Genomic DNA, 22,959 nt, shown 5'->3' on the forward strand with positions numbered 1-22,959 from the left:
TCACTGCGCCTTGAGCTGGCCGGCCGTGATCACCGGCCCCCATTTCTTGATTTCTTGCTCCAGAAAAGTCTGAAATTCGGGTTTGTCCAGCCCCAAAGGCTGCATGCCCAATTCGGCCAATTTGGTGCGCATTTCCGGTTGCGCCAGTATGCGCGCCATGTCCGCACGCAAACGCTCTTGCACCTGCAGGGGCGTTTTTGCGGGCACCGACAAGCCGAACCAGGCGTCGCCTACGGCACCGGGCACCGTTTCAGACAATGTGGGCACTTGGGTGAATTCATTGTCACGATGATGCCCTGTCACCGCCAATGCACGCACTCGCCCGCCCTTGATGTGGGGTGCTGATGCAATCAGTGCATTGAACATGAAGTCAATCTGCCCGCCCATCAAATCATTGAACGCCGGCCCCGACCCCTTGTAGGGAATATGAACCATCTGAACCTTTGCCAATTGCTTGAGCAATTCGCCTGTCAGATTGCCCGCAGACCCCACACCCGCAGAGCCATAGTTGATCTTGCCCGGCTGCAGCCGAATCATGTTCAGTAAATCCTGAACATTTTTAGCCGGATGGTCAGCCCGAACGATCAAGGCATTGGTGAACGTGCCGAACAAGTTGAGATGGACAAAGTCACTCAATGGCTTGTAATTTGTGATCTGGCCCATGAGCGGGCCCGTGGTCATGGCGGCACCGTTGCTGAGCAAAACCGTATAGCCATCGGGTGCGGCCTTGGCAGCGAAGTCTGTGCCCAAGACCGACCCATTGCCGCCCCGGTTGTCCACGATCACCGATTGCCCCAAAGCCAATCCAAGCCGCTCCGACAGCAAACGGGCCACCGTGTCGGCAGACCCCCCCGCCGCAAAAGGCACGATGAATTTGATGGGCTTTTGCGGGTACGCCGTTTGAGCAGCCAAGCTGCCGCCCCACCCACCAGCAAGCAACAAGGTGCTTTGCAACAAGCTGCGACGCGAGGCCATGACCCCTCCAGAAATTTCAGAGCGCGCTTGTTCGGGTTGACTCTTCATGGCGTGCAGGCTGGTTTGAAAGCTCAGATTCAAGCACATTGGCAGATGTGATGTCTACTTTCAGGCGACATCCGAGGTGAGCACTCCGCGCCGAATCTGATCCCGCTCTAGGCTTTCAAACAGTGCTTTGAAGTTGCCTTCGCCAAAGCCTTCGTCGGCTTTGCGCTGGATGAATTCAAAGAAGACCGGGCCCAGCAGGGTTTGGCTGAAGATTTGCAGCAGCAAACGCTTTTCGCCATTGGCGGTTGATCCGTCCATCAAGATGCCGCGTGCCTGCAGCTCGGCCACGGGTTCGCCATGGCCCGGCAGGCGCTCTTCGAGCATCTCGTAATAGATGTCGTTGGGCGCGGTCATGAGCGGGATGCCCGCCATCTGCAGCGCGTCCACGCTTTTCAAAATGTCATCGGTCAACAGCGCAATGTGCTGGATGCCTTCGCCGTTGAATTGCATCAAAAACTCTTCGATCTGGCCGCCAGTCTTGCCCGACTCTTCATTCAGCGGGATGCGGATCATGCCGTCCGGCGCCATCATGGCTTGGCTGGTCAGGCCCGTGTATTCGCCCTTGATGTCAAAGTAACGAATCTCTTGAAAGTTGAACAGCTTTTCGTAAAAGCCACTCCAGTACGCCATGCGCCCTTTGTAGACGTTGTGCGTCATGTGGTCGATGAGCTTGAGACCGTGGCCCGGCGGGTGGCGGTCCACGCCGTCGATGAATTCAAAGTCGATGTCGTAGATGCTTTTGCCATCTTCATAACGGTCGATCAAATACAAGGGCGCGCCGCCAATGCCTTTGATGGCGGGCAAGCGCAACTCCATCGGGCCCGTGGGCACATCCACCGGTTGTGCGCCCAACTCGAGGGCTCGCGCATACGCTAGGTGCGAGTCTTTGACACGAAACGCCAACGCACAGGCGCAAGGCCCGTGCTCGGCAGCAAAGTAACCAGCCAAGCTTTTGGGTTCGCGGTTGACGATGAAGTTGATGTCGCCCTGGCGGTACAGCACCACGTCTTTGGATCGGTGCTTGGCCACCAGCGAGAAGCCCATCTGCTCGAACAGCGGCTCCAGGGTGTTGGGGGTGGGGGATGCGAACTCTACAAACTCGAAGCCGCACAGGCCCATGGGGTTGTCAAACAAATCGGTCATGAAAATCTCCAGCAGTGAACGGGGCCACGCTGCAAGGTGAGCGCGGTCCGAATTGATATCGGTCAAACGAAACGGGGGGTGTTGTAGGTCGGTGGCTTTAGCCCCGACATGTCGGTGGTGGACCAAAAACACGTCGGACCTGAAGGCCCAACCTATAAGAAAAGCTTCAAGCCTGCGGCGGCGCGCAGGGCTTGCCCCGCGTGCTGCGGGCGAGGTGGATGCCGAAAATCAATACCTGGATGGCCATGGGCTGATGGTCGTCGCCCGAGCATCAAATGTCAAGCGACGAACCCGTTGGCCTTATTGCGGCTCGATGCCCACTTTCTTGACCAGCGCGGCAAAGCGCTCCATTTCACTTCGGAAGATGCGCTGAGCGTGCTCGGGCGTGCTGATGGCGATCGTGTTGCCTTGCTTGGCCATGGTTTCCTTGACGGCCGGCTCGTTGAAGGCCTGCACCAGGGCATCGTTGACCTTTTTTACCGCGGCAGGGCTCATGCCTTTGGGGCCGAGCACACCAAACCAGGCATCGATCACGTAAGTGGGCAAGCCCTGCTCCGCAAAAGTAGGAATGTCTGGCGCAGCGGCACTGCGCTTGTCACCGCACATGCCCACCGCCTTGAGCGCGCCACTCTTGATGTGCTGTTGCACACTGGGCAAGGCCAACACTGCAAAGTCAATTTGACCTCCCAACAAGTCGGTGACCATCGGGCCTACGCCTTTGTAAGGGATATGGCGTGCCTTGACACGGGCTTCGTCCACGAACATCTCGGCGGCCAAGTGCAAAATCGTCCCCGTACCGCCAGAGCCGAAGTTGTAACCATCCGGCTTGGCACGCAGGGCGGCAATGAATTCACGGCTGCTGCTGGTGGGCATTTTTTGTGGGTTCGCCACCAACACCAGGGGCGTTGCTCCCAGCACCGCAATCGGTGTGAAATCGCCGGGCATTTCAAAAGGCAGGTTTTTGATGACGCTGGGGAAGATCACCACGTTGTTGGACACCACCGACAAGGTCAAGCCATCGGGCGGGTTCTTGGCCATAGCCTGCAAACCGATGACGCCACTGGCACCGGATTGGTTTTCCACCACCACATTGGCACCCAAAGCCTTGCCAATAGCAGGTGCTGCTGCGCGCGTGATGGCGTCTACGCCCGAGCCTGTGGCGTTGGGCAAGATGAATTTGACGGGGCGATCGGCTTGCGCCAACGACAGGCCCGGAAATGCCATCGCGGCGGCCGATGACAAAGCGGCCAATGCAGTGCGGCGTGTAATGTTTTGTTTCATGGAATGTCTCTTTCTTTGTTAGGGGGAGGTGAGGTAATTTACAACATGCGGCTGCGCTGACTCAGGCCACGGCTTTGAGCGAACGCAAACGCTTGATCTCTGCATCACTCAGGCCCAAGCCTTGCAACAACTCATCGGTATTTTCACCTTGCTTGGGCGGCTGGTGGCGCACACCTAGGCGTTGCCCGTCCATGGTGAAGGGAAAGAGCGCCGCTCGGGCGGTCTGACCCGCTTTGGGGCCATCGGTCAAGCGCACATCGGCAAGGCCACCGGTAGCCTGAAGGTGCGGGTCGTCAAACAACTCTTCGGGTTTGACGATAGGCGCAAAGGGCAGGCCGGCTTTTTCGAAAATCACGGTCAATTCGGCAGAGGTGAAGGCTTCCAGGCGGCGGCGCAGATCGGGCAACAACTCGGCACGCAGCGACACTCGGGCGTTGTTGTCAAAGTAGCGCGCATCGGCTTTCAGTTCGACGAAACCCAGCACATCGCAGAAGGTGGACCACTGGGCGTCACTCACTGCCGCCAAAAAGATCTGCTCGCCGTTCTTGACGGTGAACACGTCGTACACCGCCCAGGCCGAGATGCGGTTGGGCATGGGCTCGGCCGCCTTGCCAGTGATGGCGTACTGTAGCATGTGCTGGCCCACCAAAAAGACGTTGTTTTCAAACAGCGCCGACTGGATCTCTTGCCCGCGTCCGGTGATGCCGCGCTGGATCAGCGCACCCAGCACACCGATGGCGCCAAACATGCCGCCCATGATGTCGTTCACGCTGGTGCCTGCGCGCAGCGGGTCGCCTGGGCGGCCCGTCATGTAGGCCAGACCCCCCATCATCTGCACCACCTCGTCAAGCGCGGTGCGGTGGTCGTAGGGGCCGGGCAAAAAGCCCTTCAGGCTGGCGTAAATGATCTTGGGGTTGTGGGCCGACAGGCTGGCGTAGTCCAGCCCGTATTTGGCCATGGAGCCGGGCTTGAAATTTTCGGCCACCACGTCAGCCGTGGCGCAGAGTTTGCGGGCCATTTCGGCCCCTTCGGGGCTTTGCAGGTTGATCTTGATGCTCTTCTTGTTGCGGTTGAACATCGGGAAAAAGCCCGCGCCCGAACCCAACAAATGCCGTGTGCGGTCGCCCTCGATCGGCTCGACCTTGATGACCTCGGCCCCCATGTCGGCCAACACCATGCCGCAAGTCGGGCCCATGACCATGTGGGTGAACTCGACGACGCGCAGGCCTTCGAGCGGAAGTTTCTTGTCGGAAGTGTTCATGCCGTCACTTCAGTTGCGCGCAAGGTCTTGGGCAAACCCGCCTGCGCGATCGAACCGTGCAGGCTCTCGCCCGCAAGCCACTGCGCCACCTGGGCGCGCAAAGCGATGAGCTGACCGAAATCAATGCCGGTGTCGATGCCCATGCTGGCCATCAAATACGCCAAATCTTCGGTCGCCACATTGCCGCTGGCCCCGGGCGCATGCGGGCAGCCGCCGATGCCGGCCAGACACGCGTCAAACCGGGTCTCACCCGCTTGCAGCGCGGCCATCACGTTGGCCAGCCCCAAGCCCCGCGTGTCATGAAAATGCCCGCAGCCCAGCTTGTCGCCCGCCACCTCGCGGGCTTTGGCAAACAGCTCGCCCACCTGGCGCGGATCGGCATAGCCCACGGTGTCAGCCAAGCCGACGCGGTCCACGCCCAAAGCGACGACCGCCTGGAGCAATCGCAGCACTTCGTCGACGGCCACCTGCCCCTGAAGCGTGCAACCGAACGCGGTGCTCATGCCCACTTCGATGCGGATGGCGGAACCCCGTGCCCGGCGTGCCTCCACCATGGCCCCGATCTCGGCCACCACGTCATCCGGCGCTTTGCGCAAGTTGGCCAGACTGTGCGCGTGGCTGGCCGACAGGGGCAGCAGCATCCAGTCGGCACCGCTGTCCATGGCACGCTCGGCCCCCTTCAGGTTGGGCACCAGCACCGACACGACCAGGCCCGGCAGGGTTTTGGCAAAGGCCACCAGTTCGGCGGTGTCGGCCAGTTGGGGCAGCAGTTTGGGCGGCACAAAAGAGCCGACTTCGATCTCGCGGATGCCAGCGTCGTAAGCGCCTTGAATCCACTGCAGTTTTTGTGCAGTGGGCAGGGTGCGGGCAATGCTTTGCAAGCCGTCGCGCAGGCCCACTTCGCGGACCGTCACGCGTTCGGGCCAATGAAATACCGTCATGTCCAATGTCCTTTAAGGGGGGGTAAGAAGAGTTTAATGGCTCGGATCGCTCATAGAATTCAAATTGCCCTTTGACTCCTTGGTAAAGCATGCCTCACGACCACCCTCCCATGAACACCTTCCACGGGAAGATTCTTTACCTCAGCCAAGACCCTGCCCTGATTCGCCGCCAACTGGCGGGCGAGACCCTGACACGGGATCAGGCCGAGCCGCTGCGCGACGATGTCTCGACCGACGAGATCACGCCCGTGCACATCATGAGCCATTACGACGACAGCTTGGGCGACTTTGCCCACACCGGGCTGCGCTGCGGTCAAGACAACCCCATCGAACGCCGCGCGCTCAGGCAAGCGGGCTTTGCGGTGCTGGTGGGCGGAAGGCGTTACGGCAAGGGCTCGTCGCGCGAGCACAGTCCCACCGCCGAGAAGCTGGCAGGTGTGCAGCTGGTGATTGCCGAGAGTTTTGAGCACATCTACCGCCAGAACGCCGACAACATTGGCCTGTTCACTTCGACCGATTTCGGTCTGCTGGCGCGCATTGAGCGGGGTGAGCACATCACGCTGGCCGATCTGGTTCAAGGGCGCGAGGCCTTGGCGGCGTCGGTTCTGGAAGCGGGTGGTTTGCTGCGCTGGGGGCAACGGTTTTTATTGGGCGCACATTCGCCCACGGGGGTGGGATCCTACGAGGAAGACCATACGCGATCGGTTGCCATCAAAGCAAACGGCCCTCAAACGCTGTTTGAAAAAATCCTGATGCGCCACCACCTGACAGCGCCCCACACACCCGAGCAGCCCCAGCCCGGCGACGGCTTGTTCGTGCAGGCGGACTGGCGCTTCATCCACGAGTACTACACCGGCATGGCCGACACCTTGATGAAAAACGCACTGGGCAAGGATTTCACCCTGCAGCGACCCGAACAGATCGTGGTGTTCGAAGACCACACCTCTTATGTCGATGAAAGCCCGGCCCATGTGCGTGGTGGCCTGATCGTCAACATGCACGCCATGCGCCAGGCGCAGCGCAACTTTGCCGCGCGCCACGGCCTGCGCATGCACCGCACCCTGACCGAAGCCGAAGTGCTGTTGGACGACGGCCGCAACGTGGCCGGCATCTCGCACGCCATGGTGGCCGAGCACTACGCCCTGCCCGGCCAGGTGGTGGTGGGCACCGATTCGCACACACCGCACAGCGGCGCCTTGGGTTGTGTGGCCTTTGGTGTGGGCACCACCGACATGGCCAATGCCTTTGTGACCGGCGCGGTGCGCGTGACCCTGCCCGAGTGTGTGCGCGTTGAACTGCAAGGCCAGCTGCCAGCGGGCGTGACCGCCAAAGACCTCATGCTGCACCTGCTGGCCACGCCCTACATCCGCAGCGGCAGCGGGGTGGGCAAGGTGTTCGAGTTTGCGGGCGAGGGCATTGCCCACTTGAGCACCGACGAACGCGCCACCCTCACCAACATGTGCGCCGAATTGGGCGGGCTGACCGGCATCGTGGCGCCCGATGTCGAAACTCTGCGCTTTCTGCGCGAACGGCGCGGTGTGGACGCGGTGATCGAGGACTGGATGCACAGCGACGATGGCGCGCAATACACCCACCACATGGCGGTGAACCTGTCCACTCTTAGCCCTATGGTGGCGCGGCCCGGTGACCCCGGTCAGGGCTTAGCGCTGGTGGACTTGCCCGAGCGCGTGCACATCGACATCGCCTATGGCGGCTCGTGCACAGCGGGCAAACGCGAAGACTTTGACCACTACCACAGGGTACTTTCTTGGGGTCTGAAAAACGGTCTGAAGGTGCCAGAAGGCGTGCAAGTGTTTTTGCAGTACGGCACCACCGCCGTGCGTGATTACTGCTTGGCCCAAGGCTATGACAAGACTTTCGCCGCTTTGGGCGTGCGGATTTTGCAGCCCTCTTGCGGGGCCTGCGCGAACTGCGGGCCGGGTTCATCGACCGATGCGGCGCAAGTCACCGTGAGCGCCATCAACCGCAATTTTCCGGGTCGCTCAGGCCCGGGACAAGTCTGGCTGGCCAGCCCGCCCACGGTGATGGCGAGCGCTTTGGCGGGGGAATTAATCTCGTTTGAAGCGTTGCAGCGGCGTACCCCGCCGTGAACGCTGCCACAAGACTCAGCGGTAAAACGCTTCGACCGTGCCTTTGATTTTGATCAGCAAGGGCTGGCCTTTGCGGTCCAGCGCCTTGCCGGCGGGCACACGCACCCAGCCTTCGCTGATGCAGTATTCCTCGACATCGTTGCGGTCTTTGCCATTGAAGCGGATGCCGATGTCGTGCTCGAACACGGCGCGCACATGGTGCGGGCTGCGGGCGTCGATGGACAAACGGTCAGGCAATTCGGGACGGGGTTCTGCGGCAGGGGTGGTATCGGTCATGGGCTTAAACTTTTTTAACCTACCGAATCTATACCAAAACAGGCCCACATGACGTGTTTTGTCGATCTAACCGACAGGCATGGGTGGCCCTCAATGCACAAAATGGATGCGCACGCAAAGCTGGTAACCCACACCCCAAACCGATTTGATGGCCGGCTCGTCGCCTTCGGCCTGGACGCTTTTGAATTTTTTGCGCAACCTGGCAATCATTTCTTCGAGGGCGTGCTTGCTCATCAAGCTGTCGTCATCCTCGTCAGCGAACAAATCGCACAAAGTGCCCGACTGCATGGTGTTGTCTTTGGCCTGCACCAGCGCCAGCAAAATGGTTTTCTCCTTGCTGGTCAAACGCAACTTTTGAGTCAGGTCTGGCCCCTGCAAAGTGCGGTCACGCAAACTGAGCGACCACGCTTTGGTCGTCTGCGCCTGTTTCAAGCGGCGTCCCAGATTGAGCAACACCAACACCAGTTCGTCCGGCGACACGGGTTTGGTCAGGTAAAAATCGGCCCCGCCTTGTTTGTAACCCGCGATCCGATCGTTCAACGCGACCCGGGCGGTCATGATCACGATGCCGGCATCCGGTCGCGATGCCCGCACCCGGCGACAAAGGCTCAAGCCATTTTCTCCAGGCAGGTTCAGGTCAATCAGGTAAAGGTCAAATGCAACGCGGGCAGTCAGATCATCCAAGCCCATCGCGCTGTTGGCGGCATGCACCTGAAAACCGTGCGCCGTCAAGTGCACTTCAATCTCCTCGCGCAACAAGCGGTCATCCTCCACCAGGGCCACCACCAGGGGCGAGTTCGAATCTGCAGACTCTAACGAAATAGGGGAATTCAATGCGGGATCCTGACTTCAAAAACCACTTCCTGGTCTGTATGCAGATAGCTGACGGTGGCACCCATCTTTTCAGCCGCCGAATGCACCAGACTCAAGCCAATGCCCATGCCAGGGTGGTTCTGAAAATTGGGGTGACGGTAGTAACGCTCAAACAACCGGTTTTCGTCAGGCAGGCTCTCCTTGGCCACACGGTTGCTGATGCTGAAGCAGGTCATAGCGGGTGTTTCATGGCCAATGGTGATTTTGATTTTTCCATCGGTTGAATATTTGACAGCATTGCTGACCAGGTTTTCCACAATGAGGGCCAAAAAATGCGGGTCGGCACGAAAAAACGCGCCCTCTTGAATGCGCAATTCAAACCGGTCTGCATCTTGATACTCCTGCATGACCACGTTCATCAATTCCTGCGCCGAAATCTTTTCCGCAGAATCGCGCACATCATGGCGCTCGATTTTGTTAGACAATGCCACGTGCTCGATCATCGCATTCATTCGGTTCACAGAAGCATCGATGCGCTGGATACGCTCAATCGAATCTCCTTGTCCTTTGGCGGCCATCTTCAGCGAGGCCAAGGCAAATTTGATGGTGCTCAACGGCGTCTTCAACTCATGGGTCAGCATGTCAATCAGCTCTCTGCGTTCCTTGAGTTTTTCTTGGTTGGCTTTGGACTGAGCCGCCTCCATCTGAAAGCCCTGCAACTCTTTCAATTTCTCGATTTTGCGGTTGGATTTTTCAGTCGCCACAACCCAAAAAACGGCCATGCCGATGGGCACTCCATTGAGCCGCCAGTCTCCAGTGGATTGAAAAACAGTGATTTGCTCTAGAACGTCCGAAAATCCGTAAGTGGCCAAGACCCCCAGGGTGGTGAGAACCAAAAACAGAGACCAGCCTGTCAACAAAATCGTTCGCAATTTGGGTGGGAAGTTTTGCGATGAAAACACGCCCCACAACTGCACCATTGAATTGATCCACATCACCACAAAATTGATCTTCAATGCCGAATCGGCATGTCCTGTCACCAACCACAAAAGGTTCATGCCACAGACCATCAACAGGGCCACGACCGCTTTGGGATAGAAGGGCGCAGGACTGCATGCTCGCAGGGCCGCCCAGCCCAGCAGGATGACAAAAGGCACGCGGATGACTTGCCCCAAGTTGCTCATGTGATTGACGGTTTCGGCCGCCAGCATCGGCAACCACTGGGCCAACAGACCGCTGTTGGCGGCGATCATGAACACCGCCGACGCCTGAAGCCAGCAAAACACATGCAGCAAGACCGAGCGTTCCAGAAGCAGGAAGACGAGCGACAGCACCAGCACGGTGACCCCCAAGGTCAAAGACGCCGTCATCTGCTGGATGCGGCCTATGGCATTGGGCATCACCTCGTCAGATGAAACAAGGGCGGTATTGACCACCCTGACCGTGTCGGTCTGTATTTTTAAATACGCGGTGACCGGGCTGCCTTTTGGCGCTTCGAACGAAAAACAGTACAGGTCATCTGGGCAGTTCTTCCATGACTTGACAAAACGGTCTCCGCCTTGCTGTGCCACCCATTGCCCATTTTCCTCAACATAAAACGTCAGCTGATCCAGGGAATAGGGCCCCACCCTGAGGACCAAACGCTCCCCGGGAGTGGTCTGTGCCGCATCGACCGTCGATACATTCGCTTGTATTTGCAGTCGGATCCAGGTTTCGCCCTTCACAAAACCCAGTCGAAGCTCACCTTGATAAGGTTTGAAGCTCAGCAACTGCGCCGCTTCCAGGGTTCGCGATGGCCCTTCTTCATGGTGGAACGCAGTGTCGAGCCGAAAGCGTGCATCTGCCGCATGCACAGTCACTTGGCAAAACAACAAAAACAAGAGTGAGAACAGGAACTTCATGGGCTGGCCAAATCATAGGAGCTTGGGCTTGATAAAACCGCAACCCAATGAAAAGGCAGTGGATTTGACGCCTGAAGTGAGAGCAATTGTGAGCTTTCACGGCGTCGATACAACAACAGGCCGGACCTTTGTGAGGATCTGTGCGCTTCTATGAATTTTGGTGTGAAAACCCACAGGGCAAAGGGTTAGATTCCAGTCCACCTTGTGCTTATTTTTTTCAGGACTGACACCATGGCTACTTTTCAACAATTGCAACAACAAAAAGCCGAACTGGATTTGAAAATTGCCCAGTCAATGGACGCGGCCAGAAGAATGGCCGCCGAGTTGGAGCAAGCCCAAATACGCCACGAAGAAATTGAAGCAGGCACGGCACAAATCATGTCGCTCATGGAGAAGTACAACCTGAGCAAGGAAGATCTTTTCCCGGGTTCGTCTCCCTCCAAGGTGACGAACTTGCCACTGAAAGAAGCCAAAACCTTGGCTGAAATGCGCCAGTATTTCAACCGCCGCTGATCAAACCATGGACATCGTTCAGCATTTCGCCCATGTCCACAGCCTGGCAGCCTTCAGAATCGGGCACCCGCGACCAGACTCACATGGTCGCGGTCGATCCGCAGGTTGTATCGGCCACCGCTGAAGCGGTGGTACTGAAGATCGCCAAAATAACGCCGCCCAAACTCCGCGCGCAAGGCAGGGCGCAGCAGGGTTCGACCTTCTGAGTAAAGACCGTCGTAAGAGTAGCCTCTGACATCCCGGGCCCACAACAAAGAAGGCGTCCAGGTGATGCCCGAACCGGCCGGGGCATATCGGGCCGAAGCCAGCATCCTCAGACCCCAAGCGCTCGATGAAATGTAGCCATCACTGGTGCAGGTCTTGCCGGGCACGGTGTCCACACAGGCGGGGCCCCCGGTGTAGGCTGCCCCGTTGTAGCCCACGGGTCGGCCGTAACGCAACACCGCGGAATCTGGCAGACCTCGCACCTGGCTGACGCCGACTTCGGCCAGCAAGCTGATGCGCTCTGCGCCCAGGGTTTTTGGAAACACCGTGTTCACGCCCAAGCTGCCCGTGGTCACGGCAAAGCGGTCATACGCGTCAAAGCTGGCGCCCACAGGCAAAGAGTTGATGCCTTTGTTCAGCGCCAGCACCGAGGCTGGGCTGCGGGAGGCAAAGCTGGACAGCACGTCAAAAGCGTTCAAGGTGATGGGTTGATGCGGCCGGTAAGCCACTTCGCCCAACAGGCGCGTGGTCGGCGTCAGCTTTTTGATGAAACTCAAGCCCATCAAAGACACATCTTCAGGATAGACCATGGCGTAGCTGACCGAGCGCACACCCGGTGTGAGGGCGTTGATGGTCAAGCGCAAGCTGGGGTTGGCGCTGTGCGTGTTCATGGCAAAGAATTTGACATCGGCATCCCAGGGCTCGGCCTTGTAGCCCACCAAAATGCCATAAGCGCCTGTACTTGCTGCCTTCACATCGGCATTGCGGTTCAAATAGGCGCCACTGGCCAGCAGGCTTTGCTCGGACGCGCCGGCCAAGGCCGCGAATTCGCAGCCCTGTGGCGCAAACGACTGCACGTCGAAAAAGGTGCCGCAACCGGGCAAGACCGCGCTGCGCGACTCGTAGGCCGCAAAGCCCTCCAGACGCCACAGGCTGCTCGGCGCCCATTGGGCGCTCACCATGCCCACGGGCAAGCGACTCTCCGAAGGCAAAGCCCCTGGCCGCAGCATGGAGGCCACATCGGCGGGGTTGATGGCCGCATTCACGCCGCCCATGCCCAACAGTGGCCCACCCCACGCAAGCACTTGGCGGCCCAGACGCAGTTTGAGTGGTGTGTCAGCGCCTGCATCGACCTGCCCGTACACGAAGACTTCATGTAAATCAAGGTTGCCGAACCGGGCGCTGGGCGCAAACCCCTTGTCACTCAACGGCTGGTTGGGCTGAAAGCCGTTGGGATAATTGCCATAGGCCGCATTTTTCTCGCCCAAAGCAAAATCGTGCCAAGCTCTGCCACGCACAAAGAGGCCCATGTTGTCTTTTTTCAAGTCCAGGTCCCACACGAGCTTGAGCACGTTGGAAATGGGCTGGCCTTTGGCAAAGTTCAAATTCGACCCGCCGGTCTGGCCCTGCAAGTGGCCCTTGGGCGTGCCGGGCACAACCCTGGAGGGCCAATCGGCATAAGCGTCCGGACTGGGCGATTCGGTGCGGATTTGCGTGCCCCAAGTGACCGCGCCATGGAACTTGGCCTCAACACCCTCACCCAACTGGATGTCGATGGCAGCAGCCTGAAAACAAGCCGCAGCCATGGCCGAGAAACCCAGCGCGCTTCTTGTTGTATTCACTTGGATATTCCTTGCTGTCAATCGGGTGGGCCCTGTCACTGAGCCCCATTATTGGCCGCAACGTTGTTTGGTACTACGTCTACCCGATCACGGGACTGGTATTTTTGACATTTTTAATGATTATTGACCCTTCTTCAGTGCGGTGGCGCATGCGCACGCTTTCATCTCTGCGATTGAAGGGACATTCACGCACTTGGTGGCAAAATGCCCGGTCCATAAAACATGCCGACTCAAGGCATGCGTCCCACGCCCGGGCTTCAGCCCTTCTGATTGACAGCCCCCATTCATGATGTCCTCCCCCGTCGGCACACTCGGCATCGATTTCGGCACCTCAAACTCGGCCATGGCCTGGCTCGACCCCGAGGGCAACGCCCGCCTGATCCCGCTGGAAAGTGAGGCCATGGCCATGCCCACGGCCGTGTTCTACAACGCCGAAGACAGCAGCACCCACTTTGGGCGGGATGCTCTCAAACACTATCTGGAAGGCACCGAGGGGCGTTTGATGCGTTCGCTGAAAAGCCTGCTGGGCAGCCCTTTGCTGCTGGAGACCACACAAATCGGGCATCAGCAGATCAGTTTTCAGGACATCATCGGCACCTTTTTGGCCACTTTGCGCGAACGCGCTGCGCTGCACTTGGGCAGCGCACCGCGCCGCGTGGTCATGGGCAGGCCCGTGCACTTTGTGGACGATGACCCTGAGCGCGATGCGCAGGCCGAAGCCTCGCTGCGCCAAGCCGTGGAGTCGGTGGGTTTTGACGAGGTGTCATTTCAGCTGGAGCCGATTGCGGCCGCGTTGGACTACGAACAACGCCTGACAAAAGAAAGCACTGTACTGGTGGTGGACTTGGGCGGTGGTACGTCGGACTTTACGGTGGTGCGCCTGGGGCCAGATCGAAGGCAACAAGCCGATCGCAGTGCGGACATTTTGGCCACCTCGGGTGTGCACATTGGTGGCACTGATTACGACCGGCAACTGAACCTGGCGCAGGTCATGCCGCTGCTGGGCTACAGGCACTTGGGGCCCGAGCAGCGCGAGGTGCCTAGCCGCGTGTTTTTTGATCTGGCCACATGGCACCTGATTCACTGGCAATACCAACCCAGAGCCATCGCCCACGCCAAAACCCTGCTCAGCAATTACAGCAACCCGCGCCTGCACGAGCGCCTGATGCAGGTCCTGAGCGAGCGCCACGGTCACCTGATGGCGCACGAAGTGGAGCAGGCCAAGATCCGCTGCTCCGTGCAGTTGACGGACACATCGATGAACTTGGCCGTGATCGAAAAAAACCTGCAAGTGGGTTTGGGCCTGGAAGACATGCAGCTGCACTTGCGCGAGCTGCTAACGCGCACCGTGGCCTGTGCGCGTGAATGCGTGCGGCGGGCGGGCCTGACCGATGCGTCTTTGGATGCCATCTACCTCACGGGCGGCTCGTCGGCCTTGCGCACCTTACAACACGCCTTGCAAGCCGAGTTTGTCGGCGTGCCCTTGGTCGAGGGCGACTTGTTTGGGGGCGTCGCACTGGGTCTGGCCTACCACCGCTGAGCAGCCCAAACCTCCCCTCGTAGGTCGGGCCTTTATGGTCCGACAGCCACCTACAAAACCCCCTTAGCCTTCCTTGCCATTCATGGGCGGTCCCCTCTTGGGTAGCAGATGGTCCGGTGCGGGACCTTATGGGTTCAAGCCTGAGACACTCGTACTATGGGCGCCTGCCCGATCACGTCTTTTGCAGATAAACATAGGCGCCCATGAGTGGGTTGGCCTGGTCCAGCCGCAAAGGTGCGCGGTACAAGCGGGCCCATTGCCAGCCGTGCTGAGCAGCCAGCCCTTGCAGATAAGTCAGGTCGTGCGCATAACGCAGCGTGCTGTGCAACTGCACGGCCAGGCCAGGATCTGCCTCTTCCACGGTGAAAGCCAACCAGCCACCCGGCCGCATTCGGGGGCCCAGGGCCTCAAAAACCGCCTCCAGATGCCCCACGTAGATGAACACATCGGCCGCCAGCACCAGGTCAACCCGCTCGGTGCCTTGCTTCAAAAAATCGACCAACTCCTGGGCGTGCAGGCTGTCGTAAACCCCCAGCGCACGGGCTTTGTCCAGCATGGCCGAAGACAGGTCCACCCCAATCAAGTGCTCGGCACGCGGACGTACCAAGTGGCCACACAAACCAGTGCCACAACCCAAATCCCAAACCCGTTCAAACCGCGTGTCCGGTGGGATGGGCAGTTGCTCCAACAACACACGGTGGCCCTGGTAGCCCAGCTGGCCCACCAGGTGTGCCTCAAAGTCGTTGGCGTACTGGTCAAACAGGGTTGCCACATAAGCCGCAGGCGCATTCACCACGGGCTGCTCCGGGCTCAGGGCAGCCAGGTAATAGCGGTGCAGCTCGGGGTCGGCCCCCAGCTGCATCGCCCGCTGGTAACCCGCTTTCGCCTGCACGGTCTGGCCCATGTCACGCTGCACATGGGCCAGCTGGCTCCAGGCTTCGGTCAACTCGGGCTCATGCGCCAAGGCCTGCTCAAAGACTTGCACGGCTTGCGGCAATCGCCCTTGATGCGCCAAACACTGGCCCCAGCGCAAACAAAATTCAGCTCCGTCGGCGCCCAAGGCATGGGCTTGCTCATGGCAATGCAAGGCTTGCGGCCAGTTGCCCAAGGCCATTTGCGTCACGCCCCAGGCCTTCCAGGCATCGGTTTGCGAGCCGTCTGCTTCTATGGCTTGGCGCAGGCACTCGTCGGCCCGCTCAAAGCGGCCCAGCTGCACGCAGCTGACACCCAGGTTCATGAGCACTGAGGACCTGCCCGGCGCGTGCCGCAAAGCTTGTTCAAAAAACTCGCAGGCCGCCTCGAAGTCGTGGCGTTCAAACTGTTCGATGCCAGCCACAAAGGCTTGGCGAGCTTGTTCGAGTGAAGGGTCCATGATCGCCAGTGTGACACAGGCTTTGTGACCCCAAGGGTGCGCCCATCCAGCGCAAGGCACAATGCTTTGCAACATGCGAACACCGGAGACTCCATGAAAGAAACCCCTTACGCCTGGGTGGTGGTTTGGGCCACTTTTGTGTGCCTGGCCTTGATCTTTGGGGTGTCGTATTCGTTCGCGGCTTTTTTTGAGTCGTTTGCGATTGAGTTTTCGGCCCAACGGGCCGATGTATCCTGGATCTTTGGCCTCTCGGGCTTTGTCTACTTTGTGATGGGGGCTGGCGGCGGCATGCTGGCCGACCGCTTTGGGCCGCGCATCGTGTGCTCGGCGGGCATGGCACTCATTGCGCTGGGCTTGTTGGCCACCAGTTGGGCCACCTCTTTGCTCACGGTATACGTGAGCTACGGCTTGTTGGTCGGATTGGGCATTGCGCTGGTCTACACCCCGTCCATTGCCAGCGTGCAGCCTTGGTTCACTACCCGGCGCGGGCTGGCCGGGGGCATTGCCAGCTCGGGTGTGGGCGCGGGCACCTTGCTGGTGCCGGTGTTGGTGGCCATGGCGATTGGCCCCATGCCCTGGCGAGAGGCGATGCAGGTGCTGGCGCTGGGTGTGTTGGTGTTGGGTTTGTTGGCGGCTGCTTTGCTGCGGCGCGCACCGGCCGCTCCGTCCAGCGGATCAGGCGGATCTGCCACGGGCCTGACTTTGCGTGAAACCTTGCGCAGCCCGACCTTTCGCTGGCTGTACCTGGCCACGGTGCTGGCTTCGCCCGTGATGTTCATCCCGTTCGCGCACGTGTCGGCCTCGGCGCGAGATCTGGGTCTGGGTGAAGCGTTTGCGGTGGGCCTGGTGGGCTTGATTGGCGTGGGCAGTCTGGTCGGGCGCTTTGCCATTGGCCTGCTGGCCGACCGTCTGGGCCGGGCTCAAACACTGGTGCTGATGCAGCTGTCCATGGGCGCATCTTATGTGCTGTGGGGTGCGGCAGGCGGGCAGTTTTTGTTGATGATTTTTGCGCTGTGGTTTGGCCTGAGTTATGGCAGCATCGTGTCGCTTTTGCCGGCCATTTGCATGGATTACTTTGGCGGCAGATCGGTGGCCAGCGTGGTGGGCACGCTCTACAGCGGCGCGGCTTTTGGCAACTTGTTGGGCCCGGTGCTGGCCGGCGCGGTGTTTGACCACAGCGGCCACTACCTGGGCGTGATGGCGGTGTGCGGGGTACTGTCACTGTGCGCCACCTGGGCCTCAAGGCAGATGAAGCGCAGTGGGCAGGTGACGTATTGAACTTGACCCCTATGAAGATGACAGGTTCGGTACTTGGCTTGATGGTTTTGTGGGAGCCCACCCCTGTGGGCGATGGCTTGTGGGGCGTGTTCCACGCCCATCGCCCACGGGGTGGGCTCCTAGAAAGAACTTGCGCCGCTTAAGCTGAAGACTCCAACAGAACGACGCCGAAGAGACAGAAGGACTTTCATGCACAACGATTTACACGCGCTCAGGCGCATCCTCAAAACGTGCACCACCATCGCCGTGGTGGGCCTGTCAGCCGAATGGCACCGGCCCAGCTACTTCGCGGCCAAGTACATGCAGTCGCACGGCTTTCGCATCGTGCCTGTTAACCCGCGCTATGCGGGCACACAGGTGTTGGGCGAGACCTGTTATGCCAGCCTGGGCGATATCCCTTTCAAGATCGACATGGTCGATGTGTTTCGCCGCGCCGAAGATGTGTTGCCCATTGCCGAGCAGGCGGTGCAGATCGGTGCGCGTTGCCTGTGGCAACAGCTGGGCGTGGCCAGCCCCGAAGCCGATGCGCTGGCTCGGCAAGCCGGGCTGGATTCTGTGAGCAACCGCTGCGTCAAGATCGAACACGCCCGGCTGTTCGGTGGCCTGAACTGGGTGGGCGTGAACACCGGCATCATCTCGGCGCGGCGCTTGGTGTGAGGCCAGTGATCGCCCACGGGGTGGGCTCCTACAAATACAGGCACGCGTCACGTCCCATGGCCGACATGTTGTCCATGCAATTGCAGTTTTTTGAACCGACTTTTTGATATCCACCACCATGACCGACCGCCAATTCCATCCCGAAACTCTGGCCATCCACGCCGGGCAAATTCCCGATGCAGCCACGGGCGCACGCGCCCTGCCGATTTACCAAACCAGCAGCTTCGTGTTTGACAGCGCCGAGCACGCGGCGTCGCTGTTCAACCTGCAGACCTTTGGCAATGTGTATTCGCGCCTGAGCAACCCCACGGTGGCGGTGCTCGAAGAGCGCGTTGCAGCACTCGAGGGCGGGCGTGCTGCCGTGGCCAGTGCCTCGGGCATGGCGGCCGAAACCATGGCGCTGATGACCCTCTTGCAATCGGGCGACCATGTGGTGGCGGCCGGGGCTTTGTATGGCGGCTCGGTCACCATGCTGGCCGTGAGCCTGGCCAAGTTCGGCATCGAAACCACTTTTGTCGATGCGACAAAGCCCGAAGACTTTGCGGCTGCCATGCGGCCCAACACGCGGGCAGTGTATGCCGAAAGCCTGGGCAACCCGAGCATGGTGGTGCTGGACATCGCGGCCGTGGCCGAGGTGGCCCACGCGCACGGCGTGCCGCTGATCATCGACAACACCGTGCCCAGCCCGCTGCTGTGCAATCCGCTGGCGCTGGGCGCAGACATCGTGGTGCATTCGGCCACCAAATACCTGGCCGGGCACGGCACCACGCTGGGCGGCGTGGTGGTGGAGGGCGGCAAATTCCCTTGGGACAACGGCAAGTTTCCCGGTATGACCGAGCCGTCCAAGGGCTACCACGGTGTGAAGTTTTACGAGACCTTTGGCGACTTTGGCTTTTCCATGCGCTGCCGCATGGAAAGCCTGCGCGTGTTTGGCGCATCGCTCAGCCCCATGAGCGCTTGGCAAATTTTGCAAGGCGTCGAGACCCTGCCGCTGCGCATGCAAAAGCACTGCGACAACGCGCTGGGCGTGGCGAAGTTTTTGCAGACCGACCCGCGTGTGGCCTGGGTCAATTACCCGGGCCTGAGCGACCACCCACAACACGCCCTGATGCAGCGCCAGATGCGCGGCGCGTCAGGCTTGCTGTCCTTTGGTGTGAAAGGCGGTTTGGCGCAGGGCGTGACGTTCATCGAGTCGGCCCAGTTCATGAGCCATCTGGTCAACATCGGCGACACCCGTACCCTGATCAGTCACCCGGCCAGCACCACGCACCGCCAGCTTGACGAAGCACAGCAACTGGCTGCGGGCGTGCCGCCCGACATGGTGCGCATCTCGGTCGGCTTGGAAAACCTGGACGACATCCTGTGGGACATCGACCAGGCGCTGGACAAGGCCAGCCGCTGAGTCGATGCCGTGGCGCATGGGCCAAGACCGTCACGGCGCGTGCCGAGCCCTATCGCCCACAGGGTGGGCTCCTACAAAAAACGGGCACCTCCCTGTAGGCGTCCACCCTGTGGGCGATGGCTTGTGCGCCCAGATCGATGCGCACATTGACAACTCAAGCGCACCACACAATTAAGGCGCAGATCAACGCACCAACAAGGCCTGCTTGCGCATGCGCTCAGACTGAAGCAAGCCCAACCCGGCCGCCACCACCAGCGCAATGCCGCCCCAGGCCAGCGGGTTGGGCACATCGCCCCACATCAAATAGCCCAGCACCAGCGCCACCAACAAGCCGCTGTAGCGAAATGGCCCAATCACGCTCATGTCGCCCAGACGCATGCTGAGCGTGAGAAGGTGATACCCCGCCGCCAGACACAGCGACGCGCCGAACAGCAGCCACAGATGCTGCGTGGTCATGGGTTTCCAGGGTTCGAACAAACTCCACACACCCGCCATCAAGGTGACCATGACTGCGGTAGACAAGGTGATCAACAGCGAGGGCACTTGCGCAGGCACTAGGCGCGTGAGAAAGTCTCGGCCCGCGTGCAGCACCGCCGCAAACAAGCACAGCAAGGCATAGCCATTGAAGTCCCCCATGCGCGGCTGCACCACCAGCAACACGCCCGCAAAGCCCAGCACGATCAGTGCCCATCGGCCCAGTGTGACCCGCTCATGCAAAAAGAACACCGCCATCAAGGTCAGGAACAGCGGGCCCGCCAAATTGATCGCCGTGGCGTTGCCCAAAGGGATGTGAAACACCGCTGTGAGGTAGGTGAAGGACGCCAGACTGTCGAGCACAGCACGGGCAGGCACCGAGCGCGTCAGCGTGGTGCGCCAGAGCTGCAGCTGACCCATCCACCCAGCCAAGGCCAACAGCAGCGCCGTGGTCATCACCCCGCGCACAAAAATCAGTTGCGGGGTTGAAAGGTCCGCGCTGACCCACTTGACCAGCGCATCGTTGACCACAAAAAATACCATGGCCCCGGTCATGGTGACGATGCCGCGCCGGTTATGCTGGCTCATGCTGCCAACCCTTGCAAAAACGGCAAGGCCTTGGCCAGCAAGGCATCCGGCGCTTCTTCGGCAATGTAATGGCCGCAGGGCAAGGCCTCGCCACTGACTTGGGTGGCAACTTTCTGCCATTCCTTGAGCGGATCAAAACAACGCTGCACCACCCCTTGCGCGCCCCACAGCACCTGCAGCGGGATCTCTAGCCGCCGCCCTTGAGCGATGTCCTCCCGGTCGTGCACCAGGTCAACCCCCGCTGACGCTCGGTAGTCTTCGCACAGGCCATGCGCGGCTCCCGGCAAGGCCAGGCAGCGCTGGTATTCGGCCAGCGCCCGCGCATCAAAAGGGGCCAGCCCGGCACTGCGGTTGCCCATGACATCGGTCGCATAAGCCGCCGGGTTGGCCTGGATCAGTCGTTCGGGCAGGGGCTGCGGCTGGATCAAAAAGAACCAGTGCCAATAGGCGCGGGCAAAGGCTTCGGTGGTTTGCGCGTACATGGCCAAGGTGGGCGCGATGTCGAGCAAGGCCATGCGGCTGACCGCTTGCGAATGGTCCATGGCCAGCCGGTGCGCCACCCGGGCACCCCGGTCGTGGGCCAGCACCGCAAAGCGCTCAAAGCCCATTTGGCGCATCAGGCTCACCTGGTCTTGCGCCATGCTGCGTTTGGCATAAGCGATATGGTCCAACCCGCCTTGGGGCTTGGACGAATCGCCATAGCCTCGCAAATCAGCCGCCACCACCGTGAAGTGCTGCGCCAGCGTGGGGGCCACTTTGTGCCAAATGGCCAGGGTTTGCGGATGCCCGTGCAGCAAGAGCAAGCCCGGCCCCTGGCCACCCAACATGGCCGAAATCGTCACGCCGGGGCTGACCTCCAGCAGGTGGTGGGCAAAACCGGGAAACAAAGGCAAGGCAGGGTGGTTCATGGGCAGCGTTGTGTCTGATCGGCCATTATTGACCTGCCAAGCCTGCGCCCCTGTGACCTTTGAGACCCTTGTTGGCCAAGGTGTGCGATGGGCGAGCGCTTAAACTCTCCGCTTTGATCCTAAGACAAGGAAGACACCATGGGCGCGCAGTGGAAAGCAAAAGGCAAGGCACAAGCAGCTGACGCCCGCGGCAAATTGTTTGGCCGTCTGGCCAAAGACATCATGATCGCGGCCCGCAACGGCGCTGACCCGTCGGCCAACTCGCGCCTGCGCCTGGTGGTTGAACAAGCCCGCAAAGTCTCCATGCCCAAGGAAACGCTGGAACGCGCCATCAAGAAAGGCGCCGGCCTGCTGGGCGATGCGGTCAGCTTTGAGCGCGTGATTTACGAAGGCTTTGCACCGCACCAAGTGCCCGTGATGATCGAGGTGCTGACCGACAACGTGAACCGCAGCGCGTCAGAGATGCGCGTGCTGTTTCGCAAGGGCCAGCAAGGCACTTCGGGCTCGGTGTCTTGGGACTTTGACCATGTGGGTTTCATCGAAGCCGAACCCACCCAAGCCGGGGCTGACGCCGAACTGGCCGCCATCGAAGCCGGTGCGCAAGACTTTGAGCCCGCCGACGAAGACGGCGTGACGGTGTTCATCACCGAAGCCACCGACCTGGACCTGGTCAGCCGCGCACTGCCCGAACACGGCTTCACCGTGGTGTCGGCCAAGCTGGGCTACAAACCCAAAAACCCGGTCGACCCCGCCAACCTGAGTCCGGAACAACTCGAAGAAGTCGAAGCCTTTTTGGGCGCGATCGACAACAACGACGACGTGCAGAACGTGTTTGTGGGGCTCGCGGGTTAAGGGTTTAAAAAGCCAGGCTTGATTTTGTACGCAACTTACGTACAATCATGATGCATGAAAGCACTCTTTGTTGAGTTGCCAGCTTTCGAGCGCTACCGACAGGAATACCTGAGCGATGAAGCGTACCGAGGCCTGCAAAATGAAATGCTCAAAGCACCCGAGACCGGTGACGTCATCACGGGCACAGGTGGCTTACGCAAAATCAGACACGGAGATACGCAGCGAGGCAAAGGCAAACGTGGTGGGCTCAGGGTGATCTATTTTTGGTGGGAATCCCAGCGTCAATTTTGGCTTTTTACCCTTTATGACAAAAGCGAAATGGATGACCTCTCACCCAAGGATCGCGCAGCGCTCAAAGCGATGCTCAAACAAGAACTGGAGTCCCGCAAATGAAACGCAATTTGTTCGCTGAAATTTCCGAAGGCTTTGATGCCTTGGCTAAACAGCGCGTTGGCAAAACCACGCTTCGCACCGTTGAAATAGAAGCCAAACCTGCCCCTGAAATCAGTGCCATGGAACTCAAGGCTATTCGTGAAAAACTCAAGCTCTCGCGCCCCGTCTTCGCGCACTACCTGCGCACCAACCCCAGAACACTGGAAAACTGGGAGCAAGGCCGCGCCAAGCCCAACGCCCAGGCCGCCTTGCTGATTCACTTGGTAGACCGTTACCCCGATACCGTCAAGCGGCTCGCCGCAGTTTGAGCAATCAAGCCGAAGCCTGCATGATCAGCGCCTATCGGGTCTTGCAGGCGACAGCTGAACGCCCCACTTCAGGGTTTTCAATGTGGGCGCTTCGGGAG

21 protein-coding genes are annotated in these 22,959 nt (G+C 59.9%); 9 read left to right on the forward strand and 12 right to left on the reverse strand.

The annotated features are described in order from the left end of the window. From B9Z49_RS14705 to B9Z49_RS14725, 5 genes are all read right to left on the reverse strand, one after another. Positions 1 to 1,023 carry a tripartite tricarboxylate transporter substrate binding protein gene (locus tag B9Z49_RS14705; RefSeq protein WP_158273508.1) on the reverse strand — a complete coding sequence of 341 codons (1,023 nt, stop codon included), beginning with the start codon at positions 1,021 to 1,023 and terminating at the stop codon, positions 1 to 3. 60 nt (positions 1,024 to 1,083) lie between these two features. Continuing rightward, the gene (gene hppD / locus B9Z49_RS14710) at positions 1,084 to 2,166 is read right to left on the reverse strand and encodes a 4-hydroxyphenylpyruvate dioxygenase (RefSeq protein ID WP_108354234.1); all 1,083 of its coding nucleotides are present in this window, start codon (positions 2,164 to 2,166) and stop codon (positions 1,084 to 1,086) included. Positions 2,167 to 2,466: 300 nt separating this feature from the next. Continuing rightward, positions 2,467 to 3,447, reverse strand: a complete 981-nt coding sequence (locus tag B9Z49_RS14715; protein ID WP_108354186.1) for a tripartite tricarboxylate transporter substrate binding protein — start codon at positions 3,445 to 3,447, stop codon at positions 2,467 to 2,469. A 61-nt stretch (positions 3,448 to 3,508) separates the two neighbouring features. Beyond that, positions 3,509 to 4,708, reverse strand: coding sequence for a CaiB/BaiF CoA-transferase family protein (locus B9Z49_RS14720; RefSeq protein ID WP_108354187.1), 1,200 nt, complete (start codon positions 4,706 to 4,708; stop codon positions 3,509 to 3,511). Beyond that, positions 4,705 to 5,649 (reverse strand): hydroxymethylglutaryl-CoA lyase, encoded by a 945-nt coding sequence (locus tag B9Z49_RS14725; RefSeq protein WP_108354188.1) that lies wholly within the window; start codon positions 5,647 to 5,649, stop codon positions 4,705 to 4,707. The genes B9Z49_RS14720 and B9Z49_RS14725 overlap by 4 nt, the downstream gene beginning before the upstream one ends. Before the next feature lie 110 nt (positions 5,650 to 5,759). Here B9Z49_RS14725 and B9Z49_RS14730 point away from each other — a divergent pair, with 110 nt between their 5' ends. After that, a complete protein-coding gene (locus B9Z49_RS14730; RefSeq protein ID WP_108354189.1) occupies positions 5,760 to 7,760 on the forward strand; it encodes an aconitase family protein in 2,001 nt (666 codons plus the stop codon). A gap of 15 nt (positions 7,761 to 7,775) precedes the next feature. Here B9Z49_RS14730 and B9Z49_RS14735 read toward each other — a convergent pair whose 3' ends face one another. From B9Z49_RS14735 to B9Z49_RS14745, 3 genes are all read right to left on the reverse strand, one after another. Next, positions 7,776 to 8,036, reverse strand: coding sequence for a DUF3297 family protein (locus tag B9Z49_RS14735; protein WP_108354190.1), 261 nt, complete (start codon positions 8,034 to 8,036; stop codon positions 7,776 to 7,778). Between the two features lie 90 nt (positions 8,037 to 8,126). Then, positions 8,127 to 8,870 (reverse strand): response regulator transcription factor, encoded by a 744-nt coding sequence (locus B9Z49_RS14740; protein WP_233254642.1) that lies wholly within the window; start codon positions 8,868 to 8,870, stop codon positions 8,127 to 8,129. Beyond that, complete coding sequence (locus B9Z49_RS14745; protein WP_108354192.1) at positions 8,867 to 10,750, reverse strand: ATP-binding protein; 1,884 nt, start codon at positions 10,748 to 10,750, stop codon at positions 8,867 to 8,869. Before B9Z49_RS14745 ends, B9Z49_RS14740 begins: the two co-directional genes overlap by 4 nt. Positions 10,751 to 10,981: 231 nt before the next feature. On the opposite strand from B9Z49_RS14745, the gene B9Z49_RS14750 reads away from it, so the two are divergent. Continuing rightward, positions 10,982 to 11,263, forward strand: coding sequence for a hypothetical protein (locus B9Z49_RS14750; protein ID WP_108354193.1), 282 nt, complete (start codon positions 10,982 to 10,984; stop codon positions 11,261 to 11,263). A 53-nt stretch (positions 11,264 to 11,316) separates the two neighbouring features. Here B9Z49_RS14750 and B9Z49_RS14755 read toward each other — a convergent pair whose 3' ends face one another. Then, positions 11,317 to 13,089 carry a DUF1302 domain-containing protein gene (locus B9Z49_RS14755; RefSeq protein WP_146188535.1) on the reverse strand — a complete coding sequence of 591 codons (1,773 nt, stop codon included), beginning with the start codon at positions 13,087 to 13,089 and terminating at the stop codon, positions 11,317 to 11,319. Positions 13,090 to 13,375: 286 nt separating this feature from the next. On the opposite strand from B9Z49_RS14755, the gene B9Z49_RS14760 reads away from it, so the two are divergent. Continuing rightward, the gene (locus tag B9Z49_RS14760) at positions 13,376 to 14,629 is read left to right on the forward strand and encodes an Hsp70 family protein (protein WP_108354195.1); all 1,254 of its coding nucleotides are present in this window, start codon (positions 13,376 to 13,378) and stop codon (positions 14,627 to 14,629) included. A 172-nt stretch (positions 14,630 to 14,801) separates the two neighbouring features. On the opposite strand, the gene B9Z49_RS14765 is transcribed toward B9Z49_RS14760, so the two are convergent. Further along, positions 14,802 to 16,076 (reverse strand): tetratricopeptide repeat protein, encoded by a 1,275-nt coding sequence (locus B9Z49_RS14765; RefSeq protein ID WP_108354196.1) that lies wholly within the window; start codon positions 16,074 to 16,076, stop codon positions 14,802 to 14,804. A gap of 18 nt (positions 16,077 to 16,094) precedes the next feature. Here B9Z49_RS14765 and B9Z49_RS14770 point away from each other — a divergent pair, with 18 nt between their 5' ends. The 3 genes from B9Z49_RS14770 (at position 16,095) to B9Z49_RS14780 (ending at position 19,338) form a co-directional block, all read left to right on the forward strand. Then, positions 16,095 to 17,279: an MFS transporter gene (locus B9Z49_RS14770; RefSeq protein ID WP_108354197.1), complete on the forward strand. Its 1,185-nt coding sequence runs from the start codon at positions 16,095 to 16,097 to the stop codon at positions 17,277 to 17,279. Positions 17,280 to 17,468: 189 nt separating this feature from the next. Beyond that, positions 17,469 to 17,936, forward strand: coding sequence for a CoA-binding protein (locus B9Z49_RS14775; protein ID WP_108354198.1), 468 nt, complete (start codon positions 17,469 to 17,471; stop codon positions 17,934 to 17,936). Between the two features lie 118 nt (positions 17,937 to 18,054). Beyond that, positions 18,055 to 19,338, forward strand: a complete 1,284-nt coding sequence (locus B9Z49_RS14780; RefSeq protein WP_108354199.1) for an O-acetylhomoserine aminocarboxypropyltransferase/cysteine synthase family protein — start codon at positions 18,055 to 18,057, stop codon at positions 19,336 to 19,338. Between the two features lie 183 nt (positions 19,339 to 19,521). Here B9Z49_RS14780 and B9Z49_RS14785 read toward each other — a convergent pair whose 3' ends face one another. Both B9Z49_RS14785 and B9Z49_RS14790 read right to left on the reverse strand, forming a co-directional pair. Then, on the reverse strand, positions 19,522 to 20,400 hold the full coding sequence (locus tag B9Z49_RS14785) for a DMT family transporter (RefSeq protein ID WP_108354200.1): 879 nt from the start codon (positions 20,398 to 20,400) through the stop codon (positions 19,522 to 19,524). Further along, positions 20,397 to 21,308: an alpha/beta fold hydrolase gene (locus tag B9Z49_RS14790; RefSeq protein ID WP_108354201.1), complete on the reverse strand. Its 912-nt coding sequence runs from the start codon at positions 21,306 to 21,308 to the stop codon at positions 20,397 to 20,399. Before B9Z49_RS14790 ends, B9Z49_RS14785 begins: the two co-directional genes overlap by 4 nt. 138 nt (positions 21,309 to 21,446) lie before the next feature. Between B9Z49_RS14790 and B9Z49_RS14795 the strand changes: the two genes are divergently transcribed. From B9Z49_RS14795 to B9Z49_RS14805, 3 genes are read left to right on the forward strand one after another with little or no spacing between them, the layout of a single operon-like run. Then, positions 21,447 to 22,160, forward strand: a complete 714-nt coding sequence (locus tag B9Z49_RS14795; RefSeq protein WP_108354202.1) for a YebC/PmpR family DNA-binding transcriptional regulator — start codon at positions 21,447 to 21,449, stop codon at positions 22,158 to 22,160. A 54-nt stretch (positions 22,161 to 22,214) separates the two neighbouring features. After that, positions 22,215 to 22,553, forward strand: coding sequence for a type II toxin-antitoxin system RelE/ParE family toxin (locus B9Z49_RS14800; RefSeq protein ID WP_108354203.1), 339 nt, complete (start codon positions 22,215 to 22,217; stop codon positions 22,551 to 22,553). Next, complete coding sequence (locus B9Z49_RS14805; protein ID WP_108354204.1) at positions 22,550 to 22,861, forward strand: DNA-binding transcriptional regulator; 312 nt, start codon at positions 22,550 to 22,552, stop codon at positions 22,859 to 22,861. The genes B9Z49_RS14800 and B9Z49_RS14805 overlap by 4 nt, the downstream gene beginning before the upstream one ends. Positions 22,862 to 22,959: the final 98 nt, after the last annotated feature.

This window comes from Limnohabitans sp. 2KL-51 (genome assembly GCF_003063645.1).
In the GTDB taxonomy this organism is placed as follows: Bacteria; Pseudomonadota; Gammaproteobacteria; order Burkholderiales; family Burkholderiaceae_C; genus Limnohabitans_A.